At 39.5% G+C, this 22,514-nt stretch carries 19 protein-coding genes; 15 read left to right on the top strand and 4 right to left on the bottom strand.

Annotation, left to right across the window (positions count from 1 at the left end):
- Window positions 1–20 precede the first annotated feature (20 nt).
- Window positions 21–686 (top strand): hypothetical protein, encoded by a 666-nt coding sequence (locus BM415_RS19800; protein WP_090727537.1) that lies wholly within the window; start codon window positions 21–23, stop codon window positions 684–686.
- Between the two features lie 374 nt (window positions 687–1,060).
- The gene (locus BM415_RS19805) at window positions 1,061–1,462 is read left to right on the top strand and encodes a hypothetical protein (RefSeq protein ID WP_090727539.1); all 402 of its coding nucleotides are present in this window, start codon (window positions 1,061–1,063) and stop codon (window positions 1,460–1,462) included.
- Window positions 1,463–2,556: 1,094 nt separating this feature from the next.
- Here the strand turns inward: BM415_RS19805 and BM415_RS19815 are convergent.
- Window positions 2,557–2,970, bottom strand: a complete 414-nt coding sequence (locus tag BM415_RS19815; RefSeq protein WP_090727542.1) for a hypothetical protein — start codon at window positions 2,968–2,970, stop codon at window positions 2,557–2,559.
- A gap of 586 nt (window positions 2,971–3,556) precedes the next feature.
- Between BM415_RS19815 and BM415_RS19820 the strand changes: the two genes are divergently transcribed.
- Both BM415_RS19820 and BM415_RS19825 read left to right on the top strand, forming a co-directional pair.
- The gene (locus BM415_RS19820; protein WP_090727543.1) at window positions 3,557–4,939 is read left to right on the top strand and encodes a helix-turn-helix domain-containing protein; all 1,383 of its coding nucleotides are present in this window, start codon (window positions 3,557–3,559) and stop codon (window positions 4,937–4,939) included.
- An 83-nt stretch (window positions 4,940–5,022) separates the two neighbouring features.
- Window positions 5,023–5,820, top strand: coding sequence for a hypothetical protein (locus tag BM415_RS19825; RefSeq protein ID WP_090727545.1), 798 nt, complete (start codon window positions 5,023–5,025; stop codon window positions 5,818–5,820).
- 60 nt (window positions 5,821–5,880) lie between these two features.
- Here the strand turns inward: BM415_RS19825 and BM415_RS19830 are convergent, their stop codons facing one another.
- The 3 genes from BM415_RS19830 to BM415_RS19840 form a co-directional block, all read right to left on the bottom strand.
- On the bottom strand, window positions 5,881–6,762 hold the full coding sequence (locus BM415_RS19830) for an IS3 family transposase (protein ID WP_090727547.1): 882 nt from the start codon (window positions 6,760–6,762) through the stop codon (window positions 5,881–5,883).
- Window positions 6,684–7,028: a helix-turn-helix domain-containing protein gene (locus tag BM415_RS19835; protein WP_090727549.1), complete on the bottom strand. Its 345-nt coding sequence runs from the start codon at window positions 7,026–7,028 to the stop codon at window positions 6,684–6,686. Before BM415_RS19835 ends, BM415_RS19830 begins: the two co-directional genes overlap by 79 nt.
- Window positions 7,029–7,128: 100 nt before the next feature.
- On the bottom strand, window positions 7,129–7,482 hold the full coding sequence (locus BM415_RS19840) for a hypothetical protein (protein ID WP_090727551.1): 354 nt from the start codon (window positions 7,480–7,482) through the stop codon (window positions 7,129–7,131).
- Between the two features lie 544 nt (window positions 7,483–8,026).
- Here BM415_RS19840 and BM415_RS19845 point away from each other — a divergent pair.
- The 11 genes from BM415_RS19845 to BM415_RS19895 all read left to right on the top strand — a co-directional run bounded on the left by BM415_RS19845 (window position 8,027) and on the right by BM415_RS19895 (window position 22,292).
- Window positions 8,027–8,800: a hypothetical protein gene (locus tag BM415_RS19845; protein WP_090727552.1), complete on the top strand. Its 774-nt coding sequence runs from the start codon at window positions 8,027–8,029 to the stop codon at window positions 8,798–8,800.
- Between the two features lie 48 nt (window positions 8,801–8,848).
- Window positions 8,849–9,784 carry a thermonuclease family protein gene (locus BM415_RS19850; RefSeq protein WP_244533609.1) on the top strand — a complete coding sequence of 312 codons (936 nt, stop codon included), beginning with the start codon at window positions 8,849–8,851 and terminating at the stop codon, window positions 9,782–9,784.
- Window positions 9,785–10,084: 300 nt separating this feature from the next.
- A complete protein-coding gene (locus BM415_RS19855) occupies window positions 10,085–13,237 on the top strand; it encodes a TraM recognition domain-containing protein (RefSeq protein WP_090727554.1) in 3,153 nt (1,050 codons plus the stop codon).
- 164 nt (window positions 13,238–13,401) lie between these two features.
- Entirely contained in the window at window positions 13,402–14,277 is an 876-nt protein-coding gene (locus tag BM415_RS19860; RefSeq protein ID WP_090727556.1) for a hypothetical protein, read from the top strand.
- Window positions 14,277–15,437 carry a replication-relaxation family protein gene (locus BM415_RS19865; RefSeq protein ID WP_090727558.1) on the top strand — a complete coding sequence of 387 codons (1,161 nt, stop codon included), beginning with the start codon at window positions 14,277–14,279 and terminating at the stop codon, window positions 15,435–15,437. Before BM415_RS19860 ends, BM415_RS19865 begins: the two co-directional genes overlap by 1 nt.
- 173 nt (window positions 15,438–15,610) lie before the next feature.
- On the top strand, window positions 15,611–15,883 hold the full coding sequence (locus BM415_RS19870) for a DUF1292 domain-containing protein (RefSeq protein WP_090727560.1): 273 nt from the start codon (window positions 15,611–15,613) through the stop codon (window positions 15,881–15,883).
- 300 nt (window positions 15,884–16,183) lie between these two features.
- The gene (locus BM415_RS19875) at window positions 16,184–16,645 is read left to right on the top strand and encodes a hypothetical protein (protein ID WP_090727562.1); all 462 of its coding nucleotides are present in this window, start codon (window positions 16,184–16,186) and stop codon (window positions 16,643–16,645) included.
- Entirely contained in the window at window positions 16,642–17,214 is a 573-nt protein-coding gene (locus tag BM415_RS19880) for an NYN domain-containing protein (RefSeq protein WP_090727563.1), read from the top strand. Before BM415_RS19875 ends, BM415_RS19880 begins: the two co-directional genes overlap by 4 nt.
- 115 nt (window positions 17,215–17,329) lie before the next feature.
- Window positions 17,330–18,811 (top strand): AAA family ATPase, encoded by a 1,482-nt coding sequence (locus BM415_RS19885; protein ID WP_090727565.1) that lies wholly within the window; start codon window positions 17,330–17,332, stop codon window positions 18,809–18,811.
- 73 nt (window positions 18,812–18,884) lie between these two features.
- Window positions 18,885–20,843 (top strand): vWA domain-containing protein, encoded by a 1,959-nt coding sequence (locus BM415_RS19890; protein ID WP_090727566.1) that lies wholly within the window; start codon window positions 18,885–18,887, stop codon window positions 20,841–20,843.
- Window positions 20,844–21,011: 168 nt separating this feature from the next.
- Window positions 21,012–22,292 (top strand): hypothetical protein, encoded by a 1,281-nt coding sequence (locus BM415_RS19895; protein WP_090727568.1) that lies wholly within the window; start codon window positions 21,012–21,014, stop codon window positions 22,290–22,292.
- Window positions 22,293–22,514: the final 222 nt, after the last annotated feature.

Below are 22,514 nucleotides of genomic sequence, written 5' to 3' on the forward strand. Positions count from 1 at the left end.
TTGAAGGAGTGGAATTAACTATGGAAGCTATTACTTATGATTTTCAAGGTTTAACCATCATCAAAATCGGAAATTCTTTAGAACATCCTAGATCACAATGTAGTTTGGAAATACCTAAGGAATATTCATTTGCTAAGGAGAGAGGCATGTTCTCAGTTGCTGGTCAGGAAGGAGTTTTCTTTATCAACAATGGTTTTATTTATGATGGGTTTCATATTCAGTCTGACTTGAAACCGAACTCACAAGTTTATCAGATTTTATATAAAGAAGCGTATGATCGAAAATTGAATCAACTGAATTCTCTTCGCTATTCTAATGGTTTCGGGCCTGTACATAATTTGGTAGGCTTTAATGTTCGCAAGGTGTCAGACGAAAAACCTTATATCGGTCATCTTCTAACTCATGTAATCACTGAAGACCTTTTTGAGTTTCATGAATGGTTATGTGATCCTAAACTTGTTACCGGTATATATCAGATTACAAACACTTCAGAGATTTTCTTTATTGGATCCACAAGCATCAATTTCCTTGGAGATGAAAACCAACATCCGCTTCTCGATAGGTTAGAGAAGATGTTTCCGCAAAGAAGAACCTCATTTGATGATTTAGATGAAGGCCCATTTAGTGGAGCTTTCCGAAGTGATGAAGATTACATATCTTACCTCGATGCCAGTCTGTTGAGATGAAAAGAGAAAATAGAATTTACGAAATGAAAGAATTTAATGTAACTAATAGGGCAAGAACAAGGGAAATGCGGTGCCCTAATGATTGTAATATCGATCATTTGATTATTGTGGAGAAACACATCTTTGTATAGAGCAGGATGCACTGAATTTATATGTTCGAATGGATCTAGATGGGACTTATACAAACTTGCATGCAGATGGAGCACCTGGTGTAACTAATTCAGCACATGATCACGCTGATGGCGGATGTTGCAATGAACCATATTGCCCTGAATGCAGCGTTGAATGTAAGGAAATAAATGTAGAGGAGGGCCTCTAACTGGGCTGTCTATGCCACTATATGTGAATGGGGTCATGTTTTTCCGGCATCAGGAATGATCACTTACGTTGATGCCAAAAAAGTTTCTAGTGAAGTGCCGGGATATTGCTTCATTCGAGCTGGATTTAAGAAAAAAGGCATCATTAAGCGTAGAAAACTTCTGTTATTTCAACTACCCATTGCAAAGAATTATCTAGCTAAGAGAAAAGTTGAGACAATCAATTACTGCCAGCAGCAACTTCAAATAGCTTTGGATTCAGGAGAATTTTATGAAGCATTATGGTTCCAACAGCTCGCACAAAAACAATTTGAATGGCTCGAACATTTACAATCTATGATAAAAGTTGGCAGATTAACGGCATGGAAGGACTACTATCAGCATATGGAACTCTGGGAACTGGAAGAAATGATTAGCCACTATGAAGGACTTGGAGAGTTTGTAGAAGACTGGGATTGACTCTGATTAATTACGACCAGAGTCATTGCCCTGACTTTTTTATCAATACTTCTTTCTAGAGTGCTTTCATTTACAGAAAATAATCATCTGATATAATAAAGAAAATTGAATACATGAACGGGGAAGCACCTCGATATTGGCATATGCCAATGTTGGGTGCTTTTTTTGTTTCTACCGTACACATTATTAATTAGAAAGAGATCAGGGAATTTCACTGAATTAGGAATTATAGTAATGGTAAACAGTCGATGCTCCCGACCGTATATTCACTATGACATAGGAGTAAAAAAAGAGCATTATAAATCATAAGATAATTTTTTGGTACCCTACTGACTCAACAGGGTATATATATTTCTTAGAAGAAGGAGGGCGATTCTAATAGTCGTATCTATATCCGATGTGAAATCTCGATTCACATACCTTCGTAGTGGTAGTAATGAAATCGATTTTCTCAAAATCTATCTACAGTTACTTCAAAACGAGCTGAAATATTTGGTTGACTTCTATAATGAGATTAACAAAAACGATTATCTTAAACAGTATCATCATCTTGAGTCGTTAATAGATAAAGTGATTGAACCTGATGAAGTTAAGATGTTCCAACAACAAAGCGACATTCTTTTAAGACGTATATCAAACTGTTCTTCTGACGCGAAAGAAGATATTATAGTTGAAATTCGTTTAATTAAGAGGAGAATTAAAGAGCTCTCCAACAGAGTGACCGATAGTTGATTTTTAGGTCACCTTTGGGTCACCTCTTCTCTTCTGGCCGGAATTAGAAAAAGAATAATCCACTATAGATAGGTGAAATAATGATAAACTAAGAAGACTAGAAGATTTTATTAGGCATAGAAAAGCCGATTAGAATAGCGAATCAGTTTTTTTAATAATTCTTGGAGAGTCCTGCCTAATTAGAATCAAATATACATCGACCTGAAGAAGAAAGAAAATCTATCCTGCATAATTTGAAAAAAGTGATTCTAAGTAACTTTGGAAAATACAAGAAGCACCAAATCACTGCATGCGCAATGATATGGTGCTTCCAGTACATAATTAATGAAGTTATAGTAAGGATTAGTATCGAAGTGTATTAGTTATAGTAAAATGGGTAATTCGAATTCTGAGTATTTTCTTTCGAAGGTAGGGATGGTTAATCCCCAGTATTCTGGTGATTCACCATCATCAAGAATACAAACGATCGCATCCCAGAGAATACAAAACAACTCATTTATAGAAGAAGCCTTATTCACCAGCTTCGTATAGAGTGTGTATCCGCCATAATCCTCAATAATATTCATCATTTGATGTATGCTAAACAATGGATATGAATTGTTTTGGTTTTCAGCAAACTGAATACGGTTCCCGATTACGAATGTCATCACAGGACTCGGTTCGTTTAATGAATTGAGAAAGAAATAAGAATCGCCTTCCTCGGGATGCCAAATTGTTCTCAGAATGAATTTATATTCTTCAGGCAGCTGCATGATAGTTTGAATGGATACCTGCATTAGGCTTCACGCTCCTTTTATGTTGAGAAGTCTGTATGTGATCATTCTATTAGGTTATTCGAAGGTTTTCATCTTTCGAGAGGGTTAAAAGGATAGTCTCAATGAAGAGGCTGGAGCTATAAATGATTACTGTGCAGAGCTATATTATAAAATGCAACTAGACAGTTCCAATAAACTATTGGTAACATATCTTCCTCCGCGGATGCTATGAAAAATTCGAATCTCACTTCGGAGAAATTGTTGCTACATCCAGAACTATTGTTGGTAAGGTTCAGAAAGAGTACTGCATATTCAAAATCTTCATTTTTATTGAAAGTGCAATTATATCTATGAAGTGTGGATGTGTGATATTTCCTCCACCATGTATCTATTCAGAATAATTAAAATAATTAATTTTTATTCTCTCTTTCCTAGAAACTATCTTATACACACTTCAGTAGCTTCAGGGTATATTATCTATGAATAAAAGTCTGAGTGAAGGGGAATATATATATTTTGACATAATAGATTATAGTTTTTAATGTAGAGGGTATAATTATATTTTGACATTTGCTGTCTTTACTAATTTTTGGGGTGGAATGATGATATGTTCGAATACGATACAATCTTAGATCCAGAGATAATTGGTAAGAATATCAGAAGGATTCGAAAAAGCAAAAAAATCACCATTATTCAACTTTCTCAAGTCCTAGGTTATGCAACAGGAAAATTAAGTAACATCGAGAAGGGGAAAAGAGCGAAGTTCCCTTATGAGGAATTAGTGCAGATTGCAAATGCATTAAATGAACCCGTAGAAGTATTCTTAGCTGACGAATCAGATTCTTTTTCTGATGAGCTTGAAAGTTTGAAACAAGCAATAAGTTTTGCAAAACATAAACTAAGTGCAGGACTTCTTCATGGTTTAAATGAAACGCTGGATGAGTTGCAACAACGAGCTGAAAAAATACCTAATAATAAGATGCTTATTCACCTACATTTTGTATGGGCTGAATACTATCGCGACGTTTCTGACCTAGATTTAGCTCAGGATTACTATAGGGAAACGATCTCTGCAGCAGAAAGTTCGGACTGTGACATCGTCGAACTGAAAATGCGATCCTTTAATGGGTTAGCGTCTCTACTAGTAAAAGAACAGAAACTATTTGAGGCCATTGAAGTATTAAGGGAAGCCCTGAATTATGCAGACAAAAATACCGAAGTGTTAAGTCTTGATTATTCAAATGTGCATTTTAATCTAACGATTATCTATTTACACATAGGATACTTAGATCTTGCTCAGTACCACGTGCACTCATGCATGGAGATCACAAAAGGAAAAAACGAGCAGGCTTATTATCATGCATCGTATTTGCTGTCCATTACTTACTGGATTCGAGGTAGATATCAGAAAGCCAAAACACTTTTGCTTGATTCAATGAATTGGTTTCAACGACAAAAAGATCTAAGCAGTCTGTTTAATTCCTTGGAACTCATTTTTATTCTACACAAGGTTCGCCCAGGGATTTTATTCCAATATATGTTTTCAGACCTTAAAGAATTTTTTCAGTTGAATGTACCATCTAATATCATTCCGCAAAAACTAAAATGTTTATATCGTTTGATTGAAATAGAGATTAAGAACGATAATTATGAAGATGCTAGAGAAATGATTGAGACCTGCAAAAAATATATTGATATACATGGTATTCAGAATGGATTTAGAGCCTATGAATTGGACGCACTTCTTATATCAAAAACTACGCAGGACATATTTCAAGAGCAAGTGGCACTTGAGAAGGCGTTAGATTTCTTTAGCATAGAAGATAAATCACCGGAGAAAGCTGTTTTACTTTATAGGCTGGGAAGATTGAATTCTGTGAGAATGAATCCTCTTATTGATGAAGCATTAACCATCTTCGAGGAAACACATTCTGAAAAGAACTACCTTGAATGCTCGCTATTAACTATTTTACCTCAGCCGAGGTACTAAAATGCTTGCATAGTTATCTACTTTAAACCATCATATAAATTTTTGTTAAAATGGTTTAAGTAGATGAGGAAGGCGTGGGGAAAATGAAGTCTGTCATATCTAAATTTGTTAAAACAATTACTATACAAGAATATTTCTGCACTCTAAGTCCATTTCATAATAACGATAATTTTGAATCCATTGAGGGCTATTTCCAAAGTAGATCCATGAAGTCCCTTATCTTATCTAGATTAGACAAAAGGGCATCAGATAATAAACAGATCATTATTACTGATCATGCTTTACAAAGATGGAATGAGCGAGTAAGTAGTAGCCGGATGAATTTTTTTTGCTTGCAAGGAAAACTAAACTTACTTTTTAACCAATTCGGCCGAGTAGAACTTCAACCTAATGGTGTTGGCATTATTGATCGGGAGATCATTTTTACATATGAAAATGATGATGAGAACATTATAATCACAACATTTTACGGTCGGTTATCTCAAATCCATTCATTACATCATTTTGAGGCGTTGCGAAATTATAACGCATATTCATCTGAATTTCTTGATCTGGACCTAAGTCCTGAAAGCCTCAATACATTACCTGTTCCTCCAATTCCGTTTCAACGGATGATTTTTCGAGGTAATACATCGACATATCTTATAGAGAAATATACCGATGGATCAGTGGACTTTTTCGTACTAATTGTATTGGAAGGCGCGGATAGTGGATCGGTAAGAGAGTTTTACTCAAATCAACCCGGAGGGGTGAAACTTGAAAAGAGCGTACGTCGGGCTCTCCTTCTACTTGGGAATGAGGAGTTTGTATATCGATATGTGGAAATCCATCACCCACACGAGCTGCGCAAGCAATTGGATAGGCTAAATAACAGATTTTAAAAGAAAAAACACCTTGAGTTTTTTGGTCAAGACCCCATTTAGTGGACATTGAAAAAACACCTATCCAAACTGACGTCGATATTCTATCGGCGTCAGTTTGTTTAATTTACGCTGCGGCCGTCTTCGATTGTAAAAACGGATATATTTCTCGATTCGGCTTTGTGCCTCTAGCAGATTTCGTATATCATAAGGATAGAGTCCTTCCGTTTTGAGATGCGAGAAGAAACTCTCCATAGAGGCATTGTCTAGACAATTGCCCCGGCGAGACATGCTGATTTGGGCGCCAACCTTCGGCAGCATGTCGTGGTAGGCATGAGACGTGTACTGGAATCCTTGGTCGCTGTGAACGATCAATTCAGTCACGTTTTTTTGCTTGGAGAACGCTTTGGCAAATGTTTGAAGCACCAACTCATTGTCATTCCGCTGACTAAGTTCGTAAGCCACAATTTCGTTGTTGAATAGGTCTTTCACGGCTGAAAGATAGAGCCAGCGCTCGCCAACCCGATATTGAGTCACATCTGTCACCCACTTCTGGTTTGGTTTTTCGGCAGTGAACTTCCGCTGAAGCAGATTCTCAGCTACACGTTCGGCAGCCTTATAAGTCATGTTAAATCGACGTTTCTGGCGAATGCTCGCTCGAAGGCCAAGGTTTTGCATCAGGCGTAGCACCTTCTTGTGGTTCATCCAAACCCCTTCATCTTGCCACAAGAACAGTTGAACCTGTCGATATCCATACTTTCCTTCGTATCGTTGGTACACTTTGCGAATGAGTTGTTTAGCCTCGGCATCTCGATCTTCCCTTTTCCGCTTCAAATAGGCGTAGTAACCACTTTTAGAGACACCAAGAAGCTGACATTGTTCGACTACTTGGCCGATGTCCGCCGTTTGTTCGATGAGCTTGAATCGTTGTTCTTTTCCTCCCGCATCCAGATTTTCAAACACTTTTTTAGCATCGCATTTTCCCGTTTCAATTGTTGAACATATCGCTCCTGATCTATGTATTCCTTCCGCCTTCCACGTTGATCCAACAGACCAAATTCACCCTTTTCACGATATTTACGCATCCACCGCTTCATTCGACCCTCATCTTGAATTCCGAAATGGTCGTTGATTTGTCGATAGGTCCATTTCTCTTCTATGTGCAAACGAATGGCCTCCAACTTGAGTTCCTCAGAATATGTCCTAAACTTTTGACCTTTGATCGCCATACAAAAATGCACCCCCTAGAATTTCATCGGTTAAACCCAGGGGTTTTTCCAATGTCCATTCTAAGGGGTGCAGTTCATTTCCTCAATGGTGTTTTTTCTTTTAGTCGGCACGCCATACTTGTCTATTGCGCCCGCGACTTTGCTTCTTCTGTTTCTCTTCCTTTTTCTTGTAACCCAGGAAAGTGGCTAATTGATTCTTCTCCTGCAGCGTGATTTGAAGATCGTTAAAAAGAAGGCCTTCTAATTCCTCCCAAGCGCTTTGCAACGCTTTTACTTCTTTGTCTTTTTCCTCATTAAGTAATACTAGTTCCTCAATGGTGACTTTATTTTTATTTTTGGGGTTGAATTTAGAATAATCAATCGGATCTCGAGTCGAAACAATTTCTATGAGGTCGCGAAGAAGTTCTAACTTTCTTTTGTTATTTGAGTGCGCCTTTGTCTCAAGTTCATTCATTCTCAAGGAACACCCTCCCTTCTTAATGTCAAACAATGCGTTATTCTTGGAATGATTAATGCCTAGTTTTTATTCTGATTCATTAATCTTAATCTATGTAGCAGCTGACTCCTATACCTGCTTTACTTTATTGTACCTTGATTTTGTTACAACACTCAAATTTAAAACTATAGAACCCCTGCATCTTCACTCAACATTATAATGGGATGACAAATTCTAAATATAACTAGTAGAGACGGTAAACAAAGTGTTATAATTATTGTATACCTTTAACTTTCCTTTTAAATTACTTCCTGCATGCGCGAGGAAGCATTCTATTGTTAAATTCCCGATTAACCGATGAATAGGCTATTTCTATAGCATTACAAAAATTTGACCAAATGCATCTTTCTAGATGAAGAAGACACTTTTTTCGTGTCATATTCTCTGGGAAGGTGCTTTTTTTATTATAGATATTTAATGAGCGAAGGAGGTTTTAATTGATTTAACCAATGCAAAATAATTAATAGCTATGTACCGATATCATACTTAAGAGGTGGTTTATATGTTGAATAAAAGTAAACTTTATTCCCGAAGAAAGATGATTTTTAATGTTACTATTCCAGTACTTTTCTCTTTCGAGATGTTATTATCTTTTAGCGTAGTATTCTTCCTACTAAATACGAGCACAGCAAACCCTTTGTATAATAATTTTGTCTACTCTCTATTTAGTGCTGTTTTATGCCCGATAATATTACATGCTGCATATACTGTTCTATATATAATGTGTGGCAGATATTTTACCCGTAGTGTTAAAGACAATGAATGGAATTACATTAAAAGCAAAAATCTAATACATTATACTAATCATTTGTCTGGAGATGTTGTTAAGGAAAATAAGGTTACAGGAATTATTCAACTTCACGGCAATTCAAGTTTTCGCTCGAACTATTCGATGAAGCGAGGAGAAAGTGGAGATAAGTTTGTTTGGTTTCACCTCTGTGATGAAAGGAACGAAAACGAGCCTTATTTTCCTTCTTTTAAGAATGCACATTTGTTAGAGAATGGGCCTAGAACTTATAAAGTTATCATACCAGCATCCGAACTTCAAAGAGAAAATGTTTATATTCGTCCATGGGATAAAGCAATTGTTGTAAAAGGTAATTATGAAGGACGCGCATCGATTGAAACCTCTTTTAATTGGTTTGATGATCGCAAGTACTACAGGCATTGTATAGTACCGATTAATGCTTTCTTTTTAATGTTTTACGTAAGTTACAGACAGCTCACTGGCGCTGCTAAAGATAAGAAATTAAAATTAAATGCTGCAGTTGATTAAGTTCACAAACAGTAAGGGAATAGATTTTATTCTCTTACTGTTTTTTATTTGTTCCGAAGCAACGATGGTAAGAAGCAGACTACAAGTTATATTATTGGTGGTCTTGCGGGATTATCGTTAATTATCTTTTTAGGATCATTCTCAACCACTGAACATTCCCCAACCGCATCAACAGTACCTAATGTTGAGACTAATACAGTTGAACAAGTGAACAAAAATTCGGATCAAGCAACGACGGAAGTTGTTAGAACTTCTGAGGATGTAAGTGAAGAAGCTAAACCAAAAGAAACAACAGAAGTGAATACAAATGACAATTCTGAACCTATTGGCAGTGGAAGGCTTCCTGCTACTCTTATAGAAGTGATTGATGGAGATACACTTCATGTAGAGGTAGAAGGAAGAGAAGAGAAAGTACGATTGCTGCTTATCGACACACCAGAAACTGTACATCCACAAAAAGAAGTTCAGCCTTTCGGGAAAGACGCATCTAATTTCGTGAAGAAACAAACTAATAAAGGGGACATCGAACTAGAGCTCGATGTATCTGAACGTGATAAATACGGGAGACTACTGGCCTATGTATGGGTAAATGATAAGATGCTAAATGAACAGTTGTTAGAGTATGGTTTAGCACGTGTGGCATACATATATCCACCGAATACAAAGTATGTTGATCAGTTTGAGGAGATCCAAAAAACAGCGCAGAAAGCATCTAAAGGAATATGGAGTATAGAAAATTATGTCCAGGAGGAAGGGTTTGTTGAGCCAGAGCCTGAGATAAAAGCACCTGTCATCGTTAAGGAAGAACCTATAATCGAAGAAGAACCACAAGTAGAGGTTGTCGAAGAAGAGGTAGTTTCAAACGTTTACTATAAGAATTGTTCAGCAGTTAGGGCGGCTGGAGCTGATCCCATTTATGCAGGGGATCCAGGATATAGCACTCACTTAGATCGAGACGGGGACGGCGTCGGATGTGAGAAATAGAGACACATAATTTTGTTAATAGTAGTACAGCTCAGGTTTAGGAGAGCGGAACGACAGAGTAAAATGTAAAGCATAAGCCCAATGTTAATGTACTTATGATTCTGAGAATCTACAGAAACCTGTGCTTGTCTAGCCAACAAACTGTGAAGTATAATTAGTAAAAGTAAACTGAATACTCGAAACTGGAAGCACCAGTTACAGCGCAACAGCTGTATCTGGTGCTTCTTTTTTTGTTTTTAGGAGGGGGATAAATAAGATTTTCATTTATATTCAAGAAATATACAAAAAGGATGGTGACACATGGAAGAAACATCTTTCACCGACTCTAAAACCGCAGAGACCATGCCTCCGAGCTTGCGTTCGTTTACGAGAAAATGGTGGGTAGACAATCGTGAACGACTGGCTGAATGGTACCGTATTTATTTCCACACAATAGCGGTTACTATTCTCATCTTTGTTAACCTTTGGTTAGGATACTCGTCATTCTTAATATTTTTCGCTCAGTGGTTTAATGTTGATTCAGGTCCGATTGGATTCTTTAATCTATTTTTAGAAAATCCTAATGGACCTTATGTTTCCCTGCTAGAATTCTTTTATGTTCCGTTGCATCACAATCTCGCACTTTGGATTATCGTTGTGCTCAATCTTCCATTATTGACTTGGTTGTACTCGACGACTACGCAGCCAATTATGAAGGGCTATGACACATGGATTAGCTGGACATCGAGGCGTGGGCGCAAAGGAGCTGCTATTTTATCGGGGATACCTTTTATACTTACATTTTGTTCTATTTTTGCGTGGTACGTCAGACAATATTTGTTTGATTTCTTTACAACAGTTCAGTCCGATAAGGACTACCTAGTCGTGAGATCAATGGAAAGCTTCGGCTATGTTCTTATGTGTGTACCGGTTTTCATATCATTATTCTCGGTGTATCTAATTGCGAAAGAATTTTATCGTAATGAAGACGTGCAAGACATGTTTTATAAGTGGGAGTTCGGATTACTCGCAAGCCAATCGTTTACTCTTCGTGGTAAAACATGTGACGTCATTGTCGGTTGGGAAAAAGATACGAACAAACCCATTGTTCTAAGTGAAAACTCCCGGTATCTTCACGAATTGATTGTAGGTGCTACAGGCACAGGTAAAACATCCACGTCTATTCTCATTCGTATTACTCAGGATTTGATCAGGATAGCACGCGGAAGACGTATGGGTATTGTCGTATTAGAACCAAAGGGTGATTTGATCAGAGATGTTCAGAAACTCTGTAAGCAGCTTGGAATTCCTGCCCATAAAATCAAAATTGTTGACCCGACAGACCTTGTTCGCTCCATCAAATTTAATCCGTTCGTTGGTCCACTAGAGGCAGCTGCTGAAACATTCCGAGGTGTGCTTGATGCACTTGCCGGAGATCAGGATGAGTTTTTTAAAGGACAACAAAATGAGACAGCAAGCTTATACACTATGCTGGGTAAAATCCGTTATGGAAATTTGTTTTCCATTGTTCAGATGCAGCAGATGTATAGCGACCCTAGATATCTTGCGAATATGACGGAACAGGTTAGAGCAGCAATTGATAAAGAATTAATGACAGCAGATTTAGATCCTGATAAGAAATCTGATCTTGAACGTTATGATCGTATAGTTTCTTATTTTGAGAATGACATATTGGATTACAAGACTTATCGCGAGAAAGACGGTTCAGTTCATCCAGTCGTTTATCAATCTGGGCATAAGTATGAAGGATACCAAGTCGTTGAGAACAAGAAGGATAAGTTCGTAACCGGAGCTAAAAAATACCTAAACGACATTGTCATGAATACAATGCTTTCACAGTTAATGGTAGCCAACGAAGGAGAGCAAGCGCTTGATATCGATAAGTTTCTGGAAGAAGGCGGTGTTCTCCTTGTAAACACAGCTCTAGGCGAATTGGAAGAATTGAGTTTATCGTTCGGTCAATTTTTTATCCGACAATTTCAGTCCAGCGTCTTCCGTCGACCACCAGATGAGAGTGGTATTAAAAGATGTCCTATTTTCTTCAACATTGACGAATTCCCGCTCTATATAAACGAGGCATTTGTCCGCTTACTTACACTTGGACGTTCATTTAAGGTCGGGACACTAATTGCTATCCAGTCTCTGGGCCAGTTGAAGGTAGTTAAGCAAGGTTTTGACAACACAGTCATGAACTCTGCTCGTAATAAAACGGTGTTTGGTGGTGGAGAATTCGAAGATAACGAAAGATTTTCAAAACATTTCGGAGAAGAACCACAGGTAGAAGAGTCTATGAATGAATCGACCACACCGGTAAGTATGCCTAACCAATCCTGGGGCATGCGTTACAATACACAACGTAAACTTGCTGCTCGCTTCTCTCCGACAGATATCAAAGAGCAGGAGTTCAAACATTTCATTGTCGATTTAGTTGATGGAGATGGTAGTGTCCGCTCTCCGATTATGTCTTATGGTAAGTTTATTAATGAAACGAAATTCATAAAAAAGTTTGTTAATATAGGTCAAATCGAATTTGAAACGAAGAATCACAAACCGATTGCCGTAACGGCTCACATGCTTTCACACATGAATTTACTTAGACCTTTATTCAATGATACGAATGCTGGTGAGCAGGGACCAAGGCAAATGGTGCAAGAATCGGCAAGTGAGACAATAGAGAAAACGGATGTTGAAATGCTTCCAACCTCTCCTGCCGAGCAGCAGCAGATTGTAGCTGCGCCTTTAAATCCAGCTCCTGTACCTGTCAGCACTACAACTTCGGCAGGGCTTCAAAATGTCGAAAGGAATGAATCCTTGCCTTTGACTGGAACTGAACATCATAGTGTGTCAAACTATGTGTCTAAGTCTAATTATGAGGAATCTCCCATCGAAGTTGAGCTTCATCCTATTGAGGATGATGAAGAACATTCCAGCACAAAAGTATCACTTACTCCTGAAGAGGAGGCTGAATACAGCTTTTTTACAGATAATACGATGGAAAGAGAGAGAGAATCCTTTGAACAAGATGTCGTGGCAGATGTGAGTAAGGAGGACGGAAGCGAAAGTAATAATTCTGATGGCACCGGATTGCCTGCAGAAATGGAAAAATCCTTAAACACTCTCTTTGATCAACTTGATGTGAATCAGACTGTTACAGAAGAGCATAATTCTCTTCTCCCAGCTGATGAAACATCAACAGATGGATGGACTCTAGAAGATATTGAAATAGATAGCTCTAAACAGGTGGCGGTATTGCTGCCAACTTCCCCTGGTGAAGTAGCCGCTCCTTCTGATCAGATTGAGGAATCTTCTGATGAGCCACAAAAAGTTCCGCCAGTAGATCCTGAGATTTTCGACCTTGTTGCCCCTGATAAAAGAGGAAACCGGCAAACTCAACAGGAAATAGCACTCACAAAATTTGCTCAACTGGCGGATACTGAGGTCGATGATGATTAATAGTTGACAAGTTTCCCCATGAGAACTATCATTAAAGTAATCAAATAGACCGGAACGGGGAAGCACCTCGCACACTAGGCATTTTGCCTGTGTCGAGGTGCTTTTTCTATTTTCCGGCAACCTTTTATATTCTAAAATTTTATAAAGAAAGAGTTGATTAATTAATGCGTACAACAGAACAACGTTTCGAAAACGTAAACGAAGAGCAACTTGCGTGGGCGGATCTTCGAGAGTCCCATCGTGTAAATCAAGTGCTCTACGCTGAAGCAGTTGGATTAGAAACTTTGGTATTTGGTGAAAAGCGTGAAGAAATGCTTAAGCTTTGCTACAAAGGTGTATATGGCTATCTACCTAAGACACGAATTGATAACTACGAATTCAAGGGTCTACACCACTTTTTGGGTAAGGAATTCGAATTCGTTGTCGAGAGTATCGATCGCGAAGATGGTGAGAGCCACTGGTTTCTCGCGAACCGTATTGTCGCCCTGGATGTTTCTGCAAAGCGTTTCTGGCGTGTAGCTAAGGAAGGTTTTGTGGCTGTTGGTTTCATTCGTGGTATGGACGTTTCAAATTTGTACCTACTGGTTGAAGGTGTTCCTGTCGTACTGAACAAGAAAGAAATAAGCTGGTCGTTTATTGAGGACTGCCGGTTGGAATTTGAAATTGGAGACACTATCGATGTAAAAGTTCTAAAGGCTGAGGCTCCTACTGCTGAAAATCCAAACGGACTGCTGGAAGTAAGCGCAAAGGCTCTTCTTCCAGATCCTTGGCACAAGATTGCCCATTTCAAAGAAGGAAGTTCCTACTCCGGAACGATTACTAAAATACACTCTGAACATGGTGTATTTATAGAGCTGGTACCGGGATTGACTGTCCGGACGAACTTTCCACCGAACGCATCACCTGATGTCCTGCAAAAAGGAAAGAAAGTCTCAATCAAGGTGTTAGAAATCAACCATCAGCAAAAGCGAATGAAGGCCATTACAATCATTCCTAATAAAGCAATTAGTGCCGGCAGACGAGGCAGAAGACTCGTCTGATGAAGAATAGCGCATTGGGACTTAGTTTTGAAGGCTCTGAGCATCCTGAGCGTGTGGCGAGAGGGACATCTGCTCCCTCTCATTCACCACACGTACTTACATTAGTTCCTCCGGAGCACAATCCTTATGGCCAGGATTCACCGAATGACATTGGTGAAATGTTGTTACCGGACGGCTCGAAATTCGGTTTGTTCAGTGATCCATATGCCTCTCAGGTATTTGTTAAAGCGAACGAGGGGATTCGTAATGGACAGTACTGGTTAGCAGAGAAGTTGAATGATGGGCATTTTCGTGATAGAGAAATCAAGCTACTCGACCTACTTTCTACCATTCGAGTCGCAACACGGAGCCAAATCCACCGAGTATTAAGAGATGACCCAACAAAAGAAAATGATAATAGCACTTTTGAGTTCATCAAAAAGTGCCGTAAAAGCGGGATTATTTGTGCTTTCTCATGGGTATCTCCTCTGCAGGATGAGCGTAAAAAGCCAACTGTATATGCCTTGACTCGCACAGGTGCTCAAGCAGCAGAAACCTTGTTTCAAAGAAGGTTGCCGGATAAATTTTGGCTTCAGCCTATCGCTTTTCCACCAGGACGATCCCCCTCTATGGATGTGTTCTTTCTGGATTTGATTGCAAACGAGCTCTACAGTGAGCTTGTTAGCATTGATCGCTTGACGGAATGGACTCGTAGACCACCGATAAAAATTCCGGGCACAAACTCAAATCATTATCCTTACGCCTCATTTAAGGTCATTAAGAATAGAAACGATTTTAAAGAGTTCTGGATTGAAGTTTTCAGACCGACTCGAGATTGGGTAAATAAGACGATTGTTAGGTTCGAAAGGACAGAACTCGCTTATAAATCCTTGCCGGAGCATCATAGACCCAACCGTTTAATTTTAATTGCAGACGGAGACAGCCGCATTAAAACTCTTGCAGAGCTGGCTCAAATATATATGCCGAGTGTGGAAGTTCGCTTCAGCACCGACGAACGTATTCTTTCCGGAATTGGTCCCGACACTTTTATATCCTATAATTTCGAAAAAAATGTTCTTGTACGAAAGTCTATTCCGTACTTGCAGCCAAACTACTCAGGGATGACTGCTTCACAGTATTATGAGTCGCTGCAGCCGAATATAGAAGATGATGACATCTAGAATCAAGAAGATTTATTGGGAAGGGGGGAAACCCCTTTCTCAATACGTTCTTGGTCTAAATTATTGACAGTTTCTCACTTTATAACTTAAAGTGGATAGATAATATTAACTTTTGACAATTATGCACCGTTGTGCTGATTAAGTATATTCTTTAGAACGGGGACTGAGAAATTATGAGCACAAGCTCACGCCATGAAAACTTTCCAGTTGATTTAATTATCATTAGTGATCAGCTGGACAATCGGACCAAGTTAAAATATTTGAAGATGTTCTATATTGAAACTCAAGGTTATGTTGTTGCAAGTACTGATGAGTCCTCGTATAACTTATTTAAAGTTGTAGAGATTGAAGAAGGGAATTCGGAGCTTCACGACATCGACAATGACGATGAATGGGACAAAGTCAATGATTATCTGTTAACTCACTACAAAGACGTTCTTAATTAAATCGGCTCTATCCCCTGCTGGCCCATCCGGGCCACTTTTCATTCCAACGCTTATCATTCAAATAGATTTATGGTATTATTTAGTTATACCGTTCTTCATTTTTCTTTTACTGGTCCCGCCACGCGGAAGGACCCATTCTAACTTACATAACAAAACCAACAAGGAATTACTGTGTCAAAATCCATCTATTTATAGATGCCTAATTACAATTGCTCTTTTTTCGAGTTGTAATTTTGGTTTCTGTGAATGGGTGGTTTTTTTGTTTTTAACCTATTTCGATTCGACAGGAGGAAACCAAGAGTGATACTTAAAAAAGTAATGATGACCTGGGATCAAATTCTAGAACTACCTAAACCATTGTTGTTTGGTAAAGGAAGTGTAAGAGCTAATCGCTTCGATCCTACGAGGGTCTATTTGGAATTTTCCAGTGTTGAGGTAGTAAACATGCGAAATCTTTATCGTCAAATCAAAATCTGGCTCAAAAACGCACGTTGTGTATCGATCCAGTTTACTTATGAGGGAGATCTGCCAACGAAAGAACTTAAACGTCTGCGCTTTTCTCGCTCCGCTGACAAGATTTGGCGTTCACCACATGAGAATCTAAGCATAGCTGCAATTCCTGTTGTCAATGCCGGTACTTGGATTTTGTCTGTTGAAAACAGGAAGGATAAGTTGGGTGTCCCCGTTGATGCATCAGATCTCTCATCGTTATTCTCCTTTCAGCTCTCCATTGATGTAGAAGGGGAGGTCATTTCGTCATGACTATAAAAGCAGCTATCCTAGTAGACGAGATCAATGCAATACATCAACTGCATTCCATGAATATTCAAGGAATTCGGCCATGGGTTTCGTTCTATGAGGCAGTTCATTCGGTACTCAAGAGCGATTATGGAGATGTAAATTGCGAGTATCACTTCTATGGAGCCATTCCACCTAAGAAGCTTGATGAGAAGCGTTATTACGATCGAACTCGCTTTTTTGATGCTCTGAAAAAAGATGGTATCCATACCCACAAAGGGATCTGTCAGCCCGATCCAAATGGTAGGTTGCAAGAAAAAGGAGTTGATGTACTCGCTGCACTCGATATAGTTGAATTTGCCCGCGAACAGTACGATATTTTATTTATCTTTTCGGGAGATGCTGACCTTGTACCAGCTGTCGAGAGAGCTCGTAAATACTCAAAAGTGGTTGCAATCATTAAAGAAGATTGGCCAGCAAGGTATATGCGTGAAAGCGTTGATCGCGTAATTCCACTAGATATATTGATCGAAGTGATTGATAAGGCCCATTTGGTCCCCAGAATAATGAAAGGGAGTAAACAGGCTGTTTAGATGATTGAACAGAAAAAACGAATTAATGCGCATGCAGAATGAGCCAGTGTGATCCTCCTATGAGGTTTGCATTGGCTTTTTGATTTTAAACGATATATTTCGGAGGGAACAGATCATGACAACTACAACTAAGCGTATTAGAGCTTCCATTACCAAACCACTCAATCCTATGACCCTGCAGACAGCTATGATGAAGTTGCCGCAAAAAGTAGAACAGATCGAAAAAGCAGAATATGACCGAGCAGGAGTTCAAGTTTCTGTAATTCGAATCCACTTTACTAGTCTTAATGTGCCTGGTTATGTGGTGAGTGATGAGCACGGGGGCGCTTTCTATCATTACTGCGAAGATAGTGCGTCAGGGGCTAGATGCAACCATTTTGCATTTGCTCAAGCTATAGCAGAAAAACTTGGATGTCTAATGCAGAAAACCTATCACGCGAAAGATCCGAGTGACTACGAGCATTTGGTTAAGGACGCCACAACCTATGATGACGTCTCTTTAAACTTCAACGTGGTTCCACCTGTCCCGGTAGGGTCTTCTGCAGCGGCGAGTTCTGCTACTCCAATTTCTTCGTCGAATCCAATGATTTCGACATCAACAGCATCTCCGATCTCGACCAAGCGTAATTGGAGAGATGGCTTCAATGAAGTTCTATCTTACTTGAAGGACGAGAATTTTCCTGCGTCTATGATTATGGATATTAATGAACTGCGCGAGTCCGTATTCGATAAGGTACAGATGACGACGATGGCTACAGAGCCGGTAAAGCCAGAAATGCCTTACATGGGAACATTTATTGCTCGTGCTTTCCGGCACATTCTGAATGGCAAAGATCTAATTCTAATCGGTGAAAAAGGTTCCGGGAAGGATACGTTGATTGCAACCATCGCATGGGTGCTCGGCTTGCCGGTTTATTTACAATCAGGAAATGCAAATGAAAGTAAGGAGAGCATCGTTGGAGACCGTTCCTTTGCTAAGGGGGAAGTCTTTTTCGACCTATCTCCATTTGCTACTTCGGTACAATACGGAGGCATCTCCAACTACTCGGAATTGAATATGATTCCAGGACAGATTACTGCAGTATTCCATCCCGTCCTTGATGAAAATCGACAACTTCCAACCTTAAAGGGCTCGATTCAACGTCATCCGCATCATCTTTTTATTGGTTCGATGAACGTGGGTGAGCAATACGCAGGTGTAAGCTTGACGAATGGCGCTTTGATGGACCGTTTTGCGGTCTTAGAGATGCCATATTCGCTGGAGTTTAGGGAATTGTTGATCAAGAAAACAGGTTTGACGGATAATTATACATTAACCTTCTTGGAAAACGTGAAGAAACAAATAGATGAGCTGATTACAACGGAAGGGACGGGAGAACGTTCTAAGACCATTCGTGGCTACATCGGCGCGGCGCAACACTTCAAGAAGTATGGTACGAACTTAGAGATGAAGATTGAAGCGATTGAGGATTTCATCCTGAATCGCACTGAGGATAAAATCGAAAAGATCAAGATTCGCGACGGGCTTCGTCAAAGTGTTTTTCCTGACCTTCCAAAAACGAAGGAAGAGGAAGATTACGAGAACGGAGCAATCTGATTAATGACCAGAGGGGGATGATTCAGTTCCCCTCCATTTCTATTTAAAAACTCAGATATTGGGGGAATCCACTATGGCATTACCAGTTAACTTACTCCCGTCGAGGGAAGCGATCATTAAAGACAGAGAGCGGGAGCGATTACAACGCTACCTGTTCATCAAATTCGGACGAAAAAAATTCAACATGTATTGGACAGATTTGGAGACCTCCTATACCAATTATTCTGATATATATATTAAGTACAATCTTCAGACCCCATCTCATCAATCCTTTACCATGGATGAACTTCGAATGCTGCGAAAAGGCCACGCTATTCACGAGCGAGGTCATATTGAGTATGACGTAGCTGGCGTTACTTATAATTGGAGAGAGCAAAACGTATCCACTGATAGGAAAGAGTGGGAATCTAATGATAAGTACCCCATGGGATGGTTGAAATACTTCTCTGGGATGATGGTCGATGTACGTATGGAAAACTTCGTAATCACCGATTTGCCTGAGGCAAAGCAATACTTTGACTTTTGTAACTACAAATGGCGCTTCGGTATCCGAGGAGAGCATGCGGGTGAAGACCGCCTTCATGATTTCCGCGAATGTTTGGCAAGCAGAGGTTTCGGCCTGATAGATATACCTGATTGGCATCCCGAGGCCATTGCTTTGACTGATAGCGTTATGGATATGGTCGAAGACGTAAAATTTAGTAAATCTACACAGGAAGGTATGGATAATACGACACGTATTGTAAAGTCTGTGTGGCCAACTTTGTGGGATTGGATGGTCCAAGATGAGCAAGAAGAAGAGAATCCTCAAGTGGATGAATCTGGGCACGACAATTCGAGTTGGGGCGATCCGGATGAGGTTCAGCAAAACTCTGATCGCGTTGTGGTTAAAATGCAGCTGAAAATGCAGAAATGCGTTGACCAGAATGAGTCTGAATTAGAAGTAGGTGATGCAGATGAAGACGGAGCTCTCCAAGAAGAATCCGATCTTGATCAAGAACCAGATTTCAAATCGACACTGAAATCATTGAATGCAGAACTAGCAGCTGATGAAAACGCTGCTGACGAGGAAACCGGACCTTATAAAGCTCAGCAAATCAACGTCACTATTGACGAAAAGAGAAAAGGCAAATTACCTCATTCAGATCATGTGGTGTTAACCCCGTTTTATGAACATAACGTACCTGAGTACAATAGGATTAAAGCCGAAGTGCAGCGCCAAATCCAACCGGTGGCTGCCGCCCTCAAAAAACTGCTGGATCCAACACCTGATCAGCGTTATGCTAATCAACGATCTGGGCGCTTGAATGTATCCAAGGTATGGTCTGCATCAATCATGGATGACCCAAATGTATTCATAAAGAAGGTGAATGGCACTCCTGCTCAAGATGCACGAATTTTAGTTCTTGACGATTGTTCTGGCTCTACCCAAGGGGAGTTCCTTCCTGGGACTAGCAGGATTGAAGCAATGAAGCGAGCGATCGTGTTATTGTCTGAAGCAACGCAGTCTGCCAAAATTCCAACAGCTGCTTACGCCTTTACAGACAGTGACTATGTTCAACATGAGAATGGAGAGGTCCAGTATCCTGTCCCAGACGACCAATCGATTCCTGAAAGAGCGGTTATTAATCATGCATCTATTGTATTTCCTCTAAAGCCGTTTGGGAAGCTCACGGACGTGGAGAAAGGATTCATTGGTGGTTTAGAACCGCAAGTTGGAAACCGTGATACTATTGCACTTCAATGGGCAGTAAATGAATTAAGAAGGTATCGGGAATCCATTCGTCTACTAATTGTTCTTTCTGACGGACAGCCTTGGTTTCAGGAGGGGGAAGACGAGAATACAATGAAATCCATTGTACAACAAGCGCAACAAAATGGTATAGATGTAATCTGTCTTTTCATTGGATCAGGATATGCTTTTGAAACTGTGAAAAAAATGTATCCTGGCGGTGCCATCTTCGTTTCGAAGAATCTTGCAAGGGATCTTTCACAAAATGTCATGCAAATCATCAAACGTCGTAGAAGATAGTTGACGATTTATTAGATTTATTCTAATATTAATGTTAATTAAATAATGAACGCAGGAAGCACCTGCATGGAATCGTTTAACGAGATTTCCATGTAATGGTGCTTCTTTTTTTTTTCGATAATAGATTTATGTCTTCAGTGCGTTTACAATATGAAGGAGAAATGAGGAATGAAGGTGGATAGAGAAATGTCAAAATTCAATGACCTCATCTCCAATGAGATAGACGCCTTGGCCAAAAAGAAACTGGACATGCTGAGCTGCCGCATTGAAAGTGAAAAGATTGATCGAATGATTGAATCCGATCTCCAAAAGGTAGCTAAGGGACTAATGAATAGTAACCTTCACGAGCTAAAACCGGTACTCGAGAAGTTCAAAAATAAAGAGAATGAGCTTCTAAAGAGATTTATAACGATCCAAGGCGCTGGTCAAAAAATAAGTGATGCGGAACATCTTGAACAAATCCGCTACGATCTCATTATAAAAACTATCGAGCTTACGATCCAATTAAAACGTGAGTATCGAAAGCAATACAATTCGCACATTCTTGAAAAGAATCTTATTCAAGGCGGTGTCTTTTTATCAGGCACACCCCATGCTGTAACAATGAACAAATTAACTGGAGGCGACATTCTCGAGTTAGAAAGACGTGGGTTCCGACCTATGATATATAAGAATGACAACGGGGCGCTTCTGAACTCATATGACACGAGGGTATTAGTAGGTTTATTTAAACTTTGGCTGAACCAGGGGAAAAACAAACAGATCCAGTTCGAGTTCAAAGATTTAGCTGAAGCTATGGTTACTAAACCATCCGGAGGAGAGTATCGCCTGATTCACAAGAGCCTGAAAAATATTGCGGCTACCTGGGTTGAATATAAAGAATACTTTGATCCGAATTCTTCAAAGTTCTACTCTGCTACAATTCAGCATCGTCCGATCAAGAGTTTGGCTTGGATTGCACGAACCAAGGAAGAAGAAGGTGGAAAAGAACGGGCTGCGATTGTATCCTTCCACGATGTTCTTCATGAGTCACTCCTTGCAGGTAACTATGTTTTCATAAACATGGTAATCTTTAATGAATTGCCTACTTCCTATGCAAGGATGATCTATTTGAAAATCCTTGATGCTATTGAAGATGGGACTTCCACATTTGACCTAGATGTGTTGATTGATCACATCATCTTAAAGGATGAAGAGGATACGAAATTTAATCGTGCACGGACAATACAGACTATTGAAACTTCGTTTCGCCATCTCTTGGATGCCGATGTTATTACCGCGTTCAATTTGTGTAAAACAGGTAGAAAATATACTCACATCGAGTTTGTAGCGTCAGACTGGCTTCAAGGCCATAAAGCTACGTTAGGAACGGAACCCGAGAAAATGTCGGTCCTGGATAAGCCCCTGCAACTTACAATGCTCGATATAGCCGTTTCAGCTTCAAAATAAGATTTGAGGTCAACTGTAAAATATTCGACTGCAAGGTCTAAGCTCTAATGCAACAACCTTGCAGTTTAAATTATTTACTAACCATACATTCTACTCCCTATTTAACCATACATTCTACTCCGTAATTCTCAGTATCCATACATTTTACTCCGTCAAAATCCATACATTCTACTCCGCTTTTCGCCATAAACCATACATTTTACTCCGTTCAATTTTTATTGA

It is taken from the genome of Paenibacillus sp. 453mf (assembly GCF_900116105.1).
GTDB classification, from domain to species: domain Bacteria; phylum Bacillota; class Bacilli; order Paenibacillales; family Paenibacillaceae; genus Paenibacillus; species Paenibacillus provencensis.

Coding starts and splice junctions, on each gene's coding strand:
- BM415_RS19885 (WP_090727565.1), top strand. CDS start 17,330: ATGACAACTACAACTAAGCGTATTAGAGCTTCCATTACCAAACCACTC.
- BM415_RS19880 (WP_090727563.1), top strand. CDS start 16,642: ATGACTATAAAAGCAGCTATCCTAGTAGACGAGATCAATGCAATACAT.
- BM415_RS19845 (WP_090727552.1), top strand. CDS start 8,027: ATGTTGAATAAAAGTAAACTTTATTCCCGAAGAAAGATGATTTTTAAT.
- BM415_RS19890 (WP_090727566.1), top strand. CDS start 18,885: ATGGCATTACCAGTTAACTTACTCCCGTCGAGGGAAGCGATCATTAAA.
- BM415_RS19820 (WP_090727543.1), top strand. CDS start 3,557: ATGTTCGAATACGATACAATCTTAGATCCAGAGATAATTGGTAAGAAT.
- BM415_RS19825 (WP_090727545.1), top strand. CDS start 5,023: ATGAAGTCTGTCATATCTAAATTTGTTAAAACAATTACTATACAAGAA.
- BM415_RS19800 (WP_090727537.1), top strand. CDS start 21: ATGGAAGCTATTACTTATGATTTTCAAGGTTTAACCATCATCAAAATC.
- BM415_RS19895 (WP_090727568.1), top strand. CDS start 21,012: ATGAAGGTGGATAGAGAAATGTCAAAATTCAATGACCTCATCTCCAAT.
- BM415_RS19840 (WP_090727551.1), bottom strand. CDS start 7,482: ATGAATGAACTTGAGACAAAGGCGCACTCAAATAACAAAAGAAAGTTA.
- BM415_RS19855 (WP_090727554.1), top strand. CDS start 10,085: ATGGAAGAAACATCTTTCACCGACTCTAAAACCGCAGAGACCATGCCT.
- BM415_RS19835 (WP_090727549.1), bottom strand. CDS start 7,028: ATGGCGATCAAAGGTCAAAAGTTTAGGACATATTCTGAGGAACTCAAG.
- BM415_RS19870 (WP_090727560.1), top strand. CDS start 15,611: ATGAGCACAAGCTCACGCCATGAAAACTTTCCAGTTGATTTAATTATC.
- BM415_RS19805 (WP_090727539.1), top strand. CDS start 1,061: ATGATCACTTACGTTGATGCCAAAAAAGTTTCTAGTGAAGTGCCGGGA.
- BM415_RS19865 (WP_090727558.1), top strand. CDS start 14,277: ATGAAGAATAGCGCATTGGGACTTAGTTTTGAAGGCTCTGAGCATCCT.
- BM415_RS19860 (WP_090727556.1), top strand. CDS start 13,402: ATGCGTACAACAGAACAACGTTTCGAAAACGTAAACGAAGAGCAACTT.
- BM415_RS19815 (WP_090727542.1), bottom strand. CDS start 2,970: ATGCAGGTATCCATTCAAACTATCATGCAGCTGCCTGAAGAATATAAA.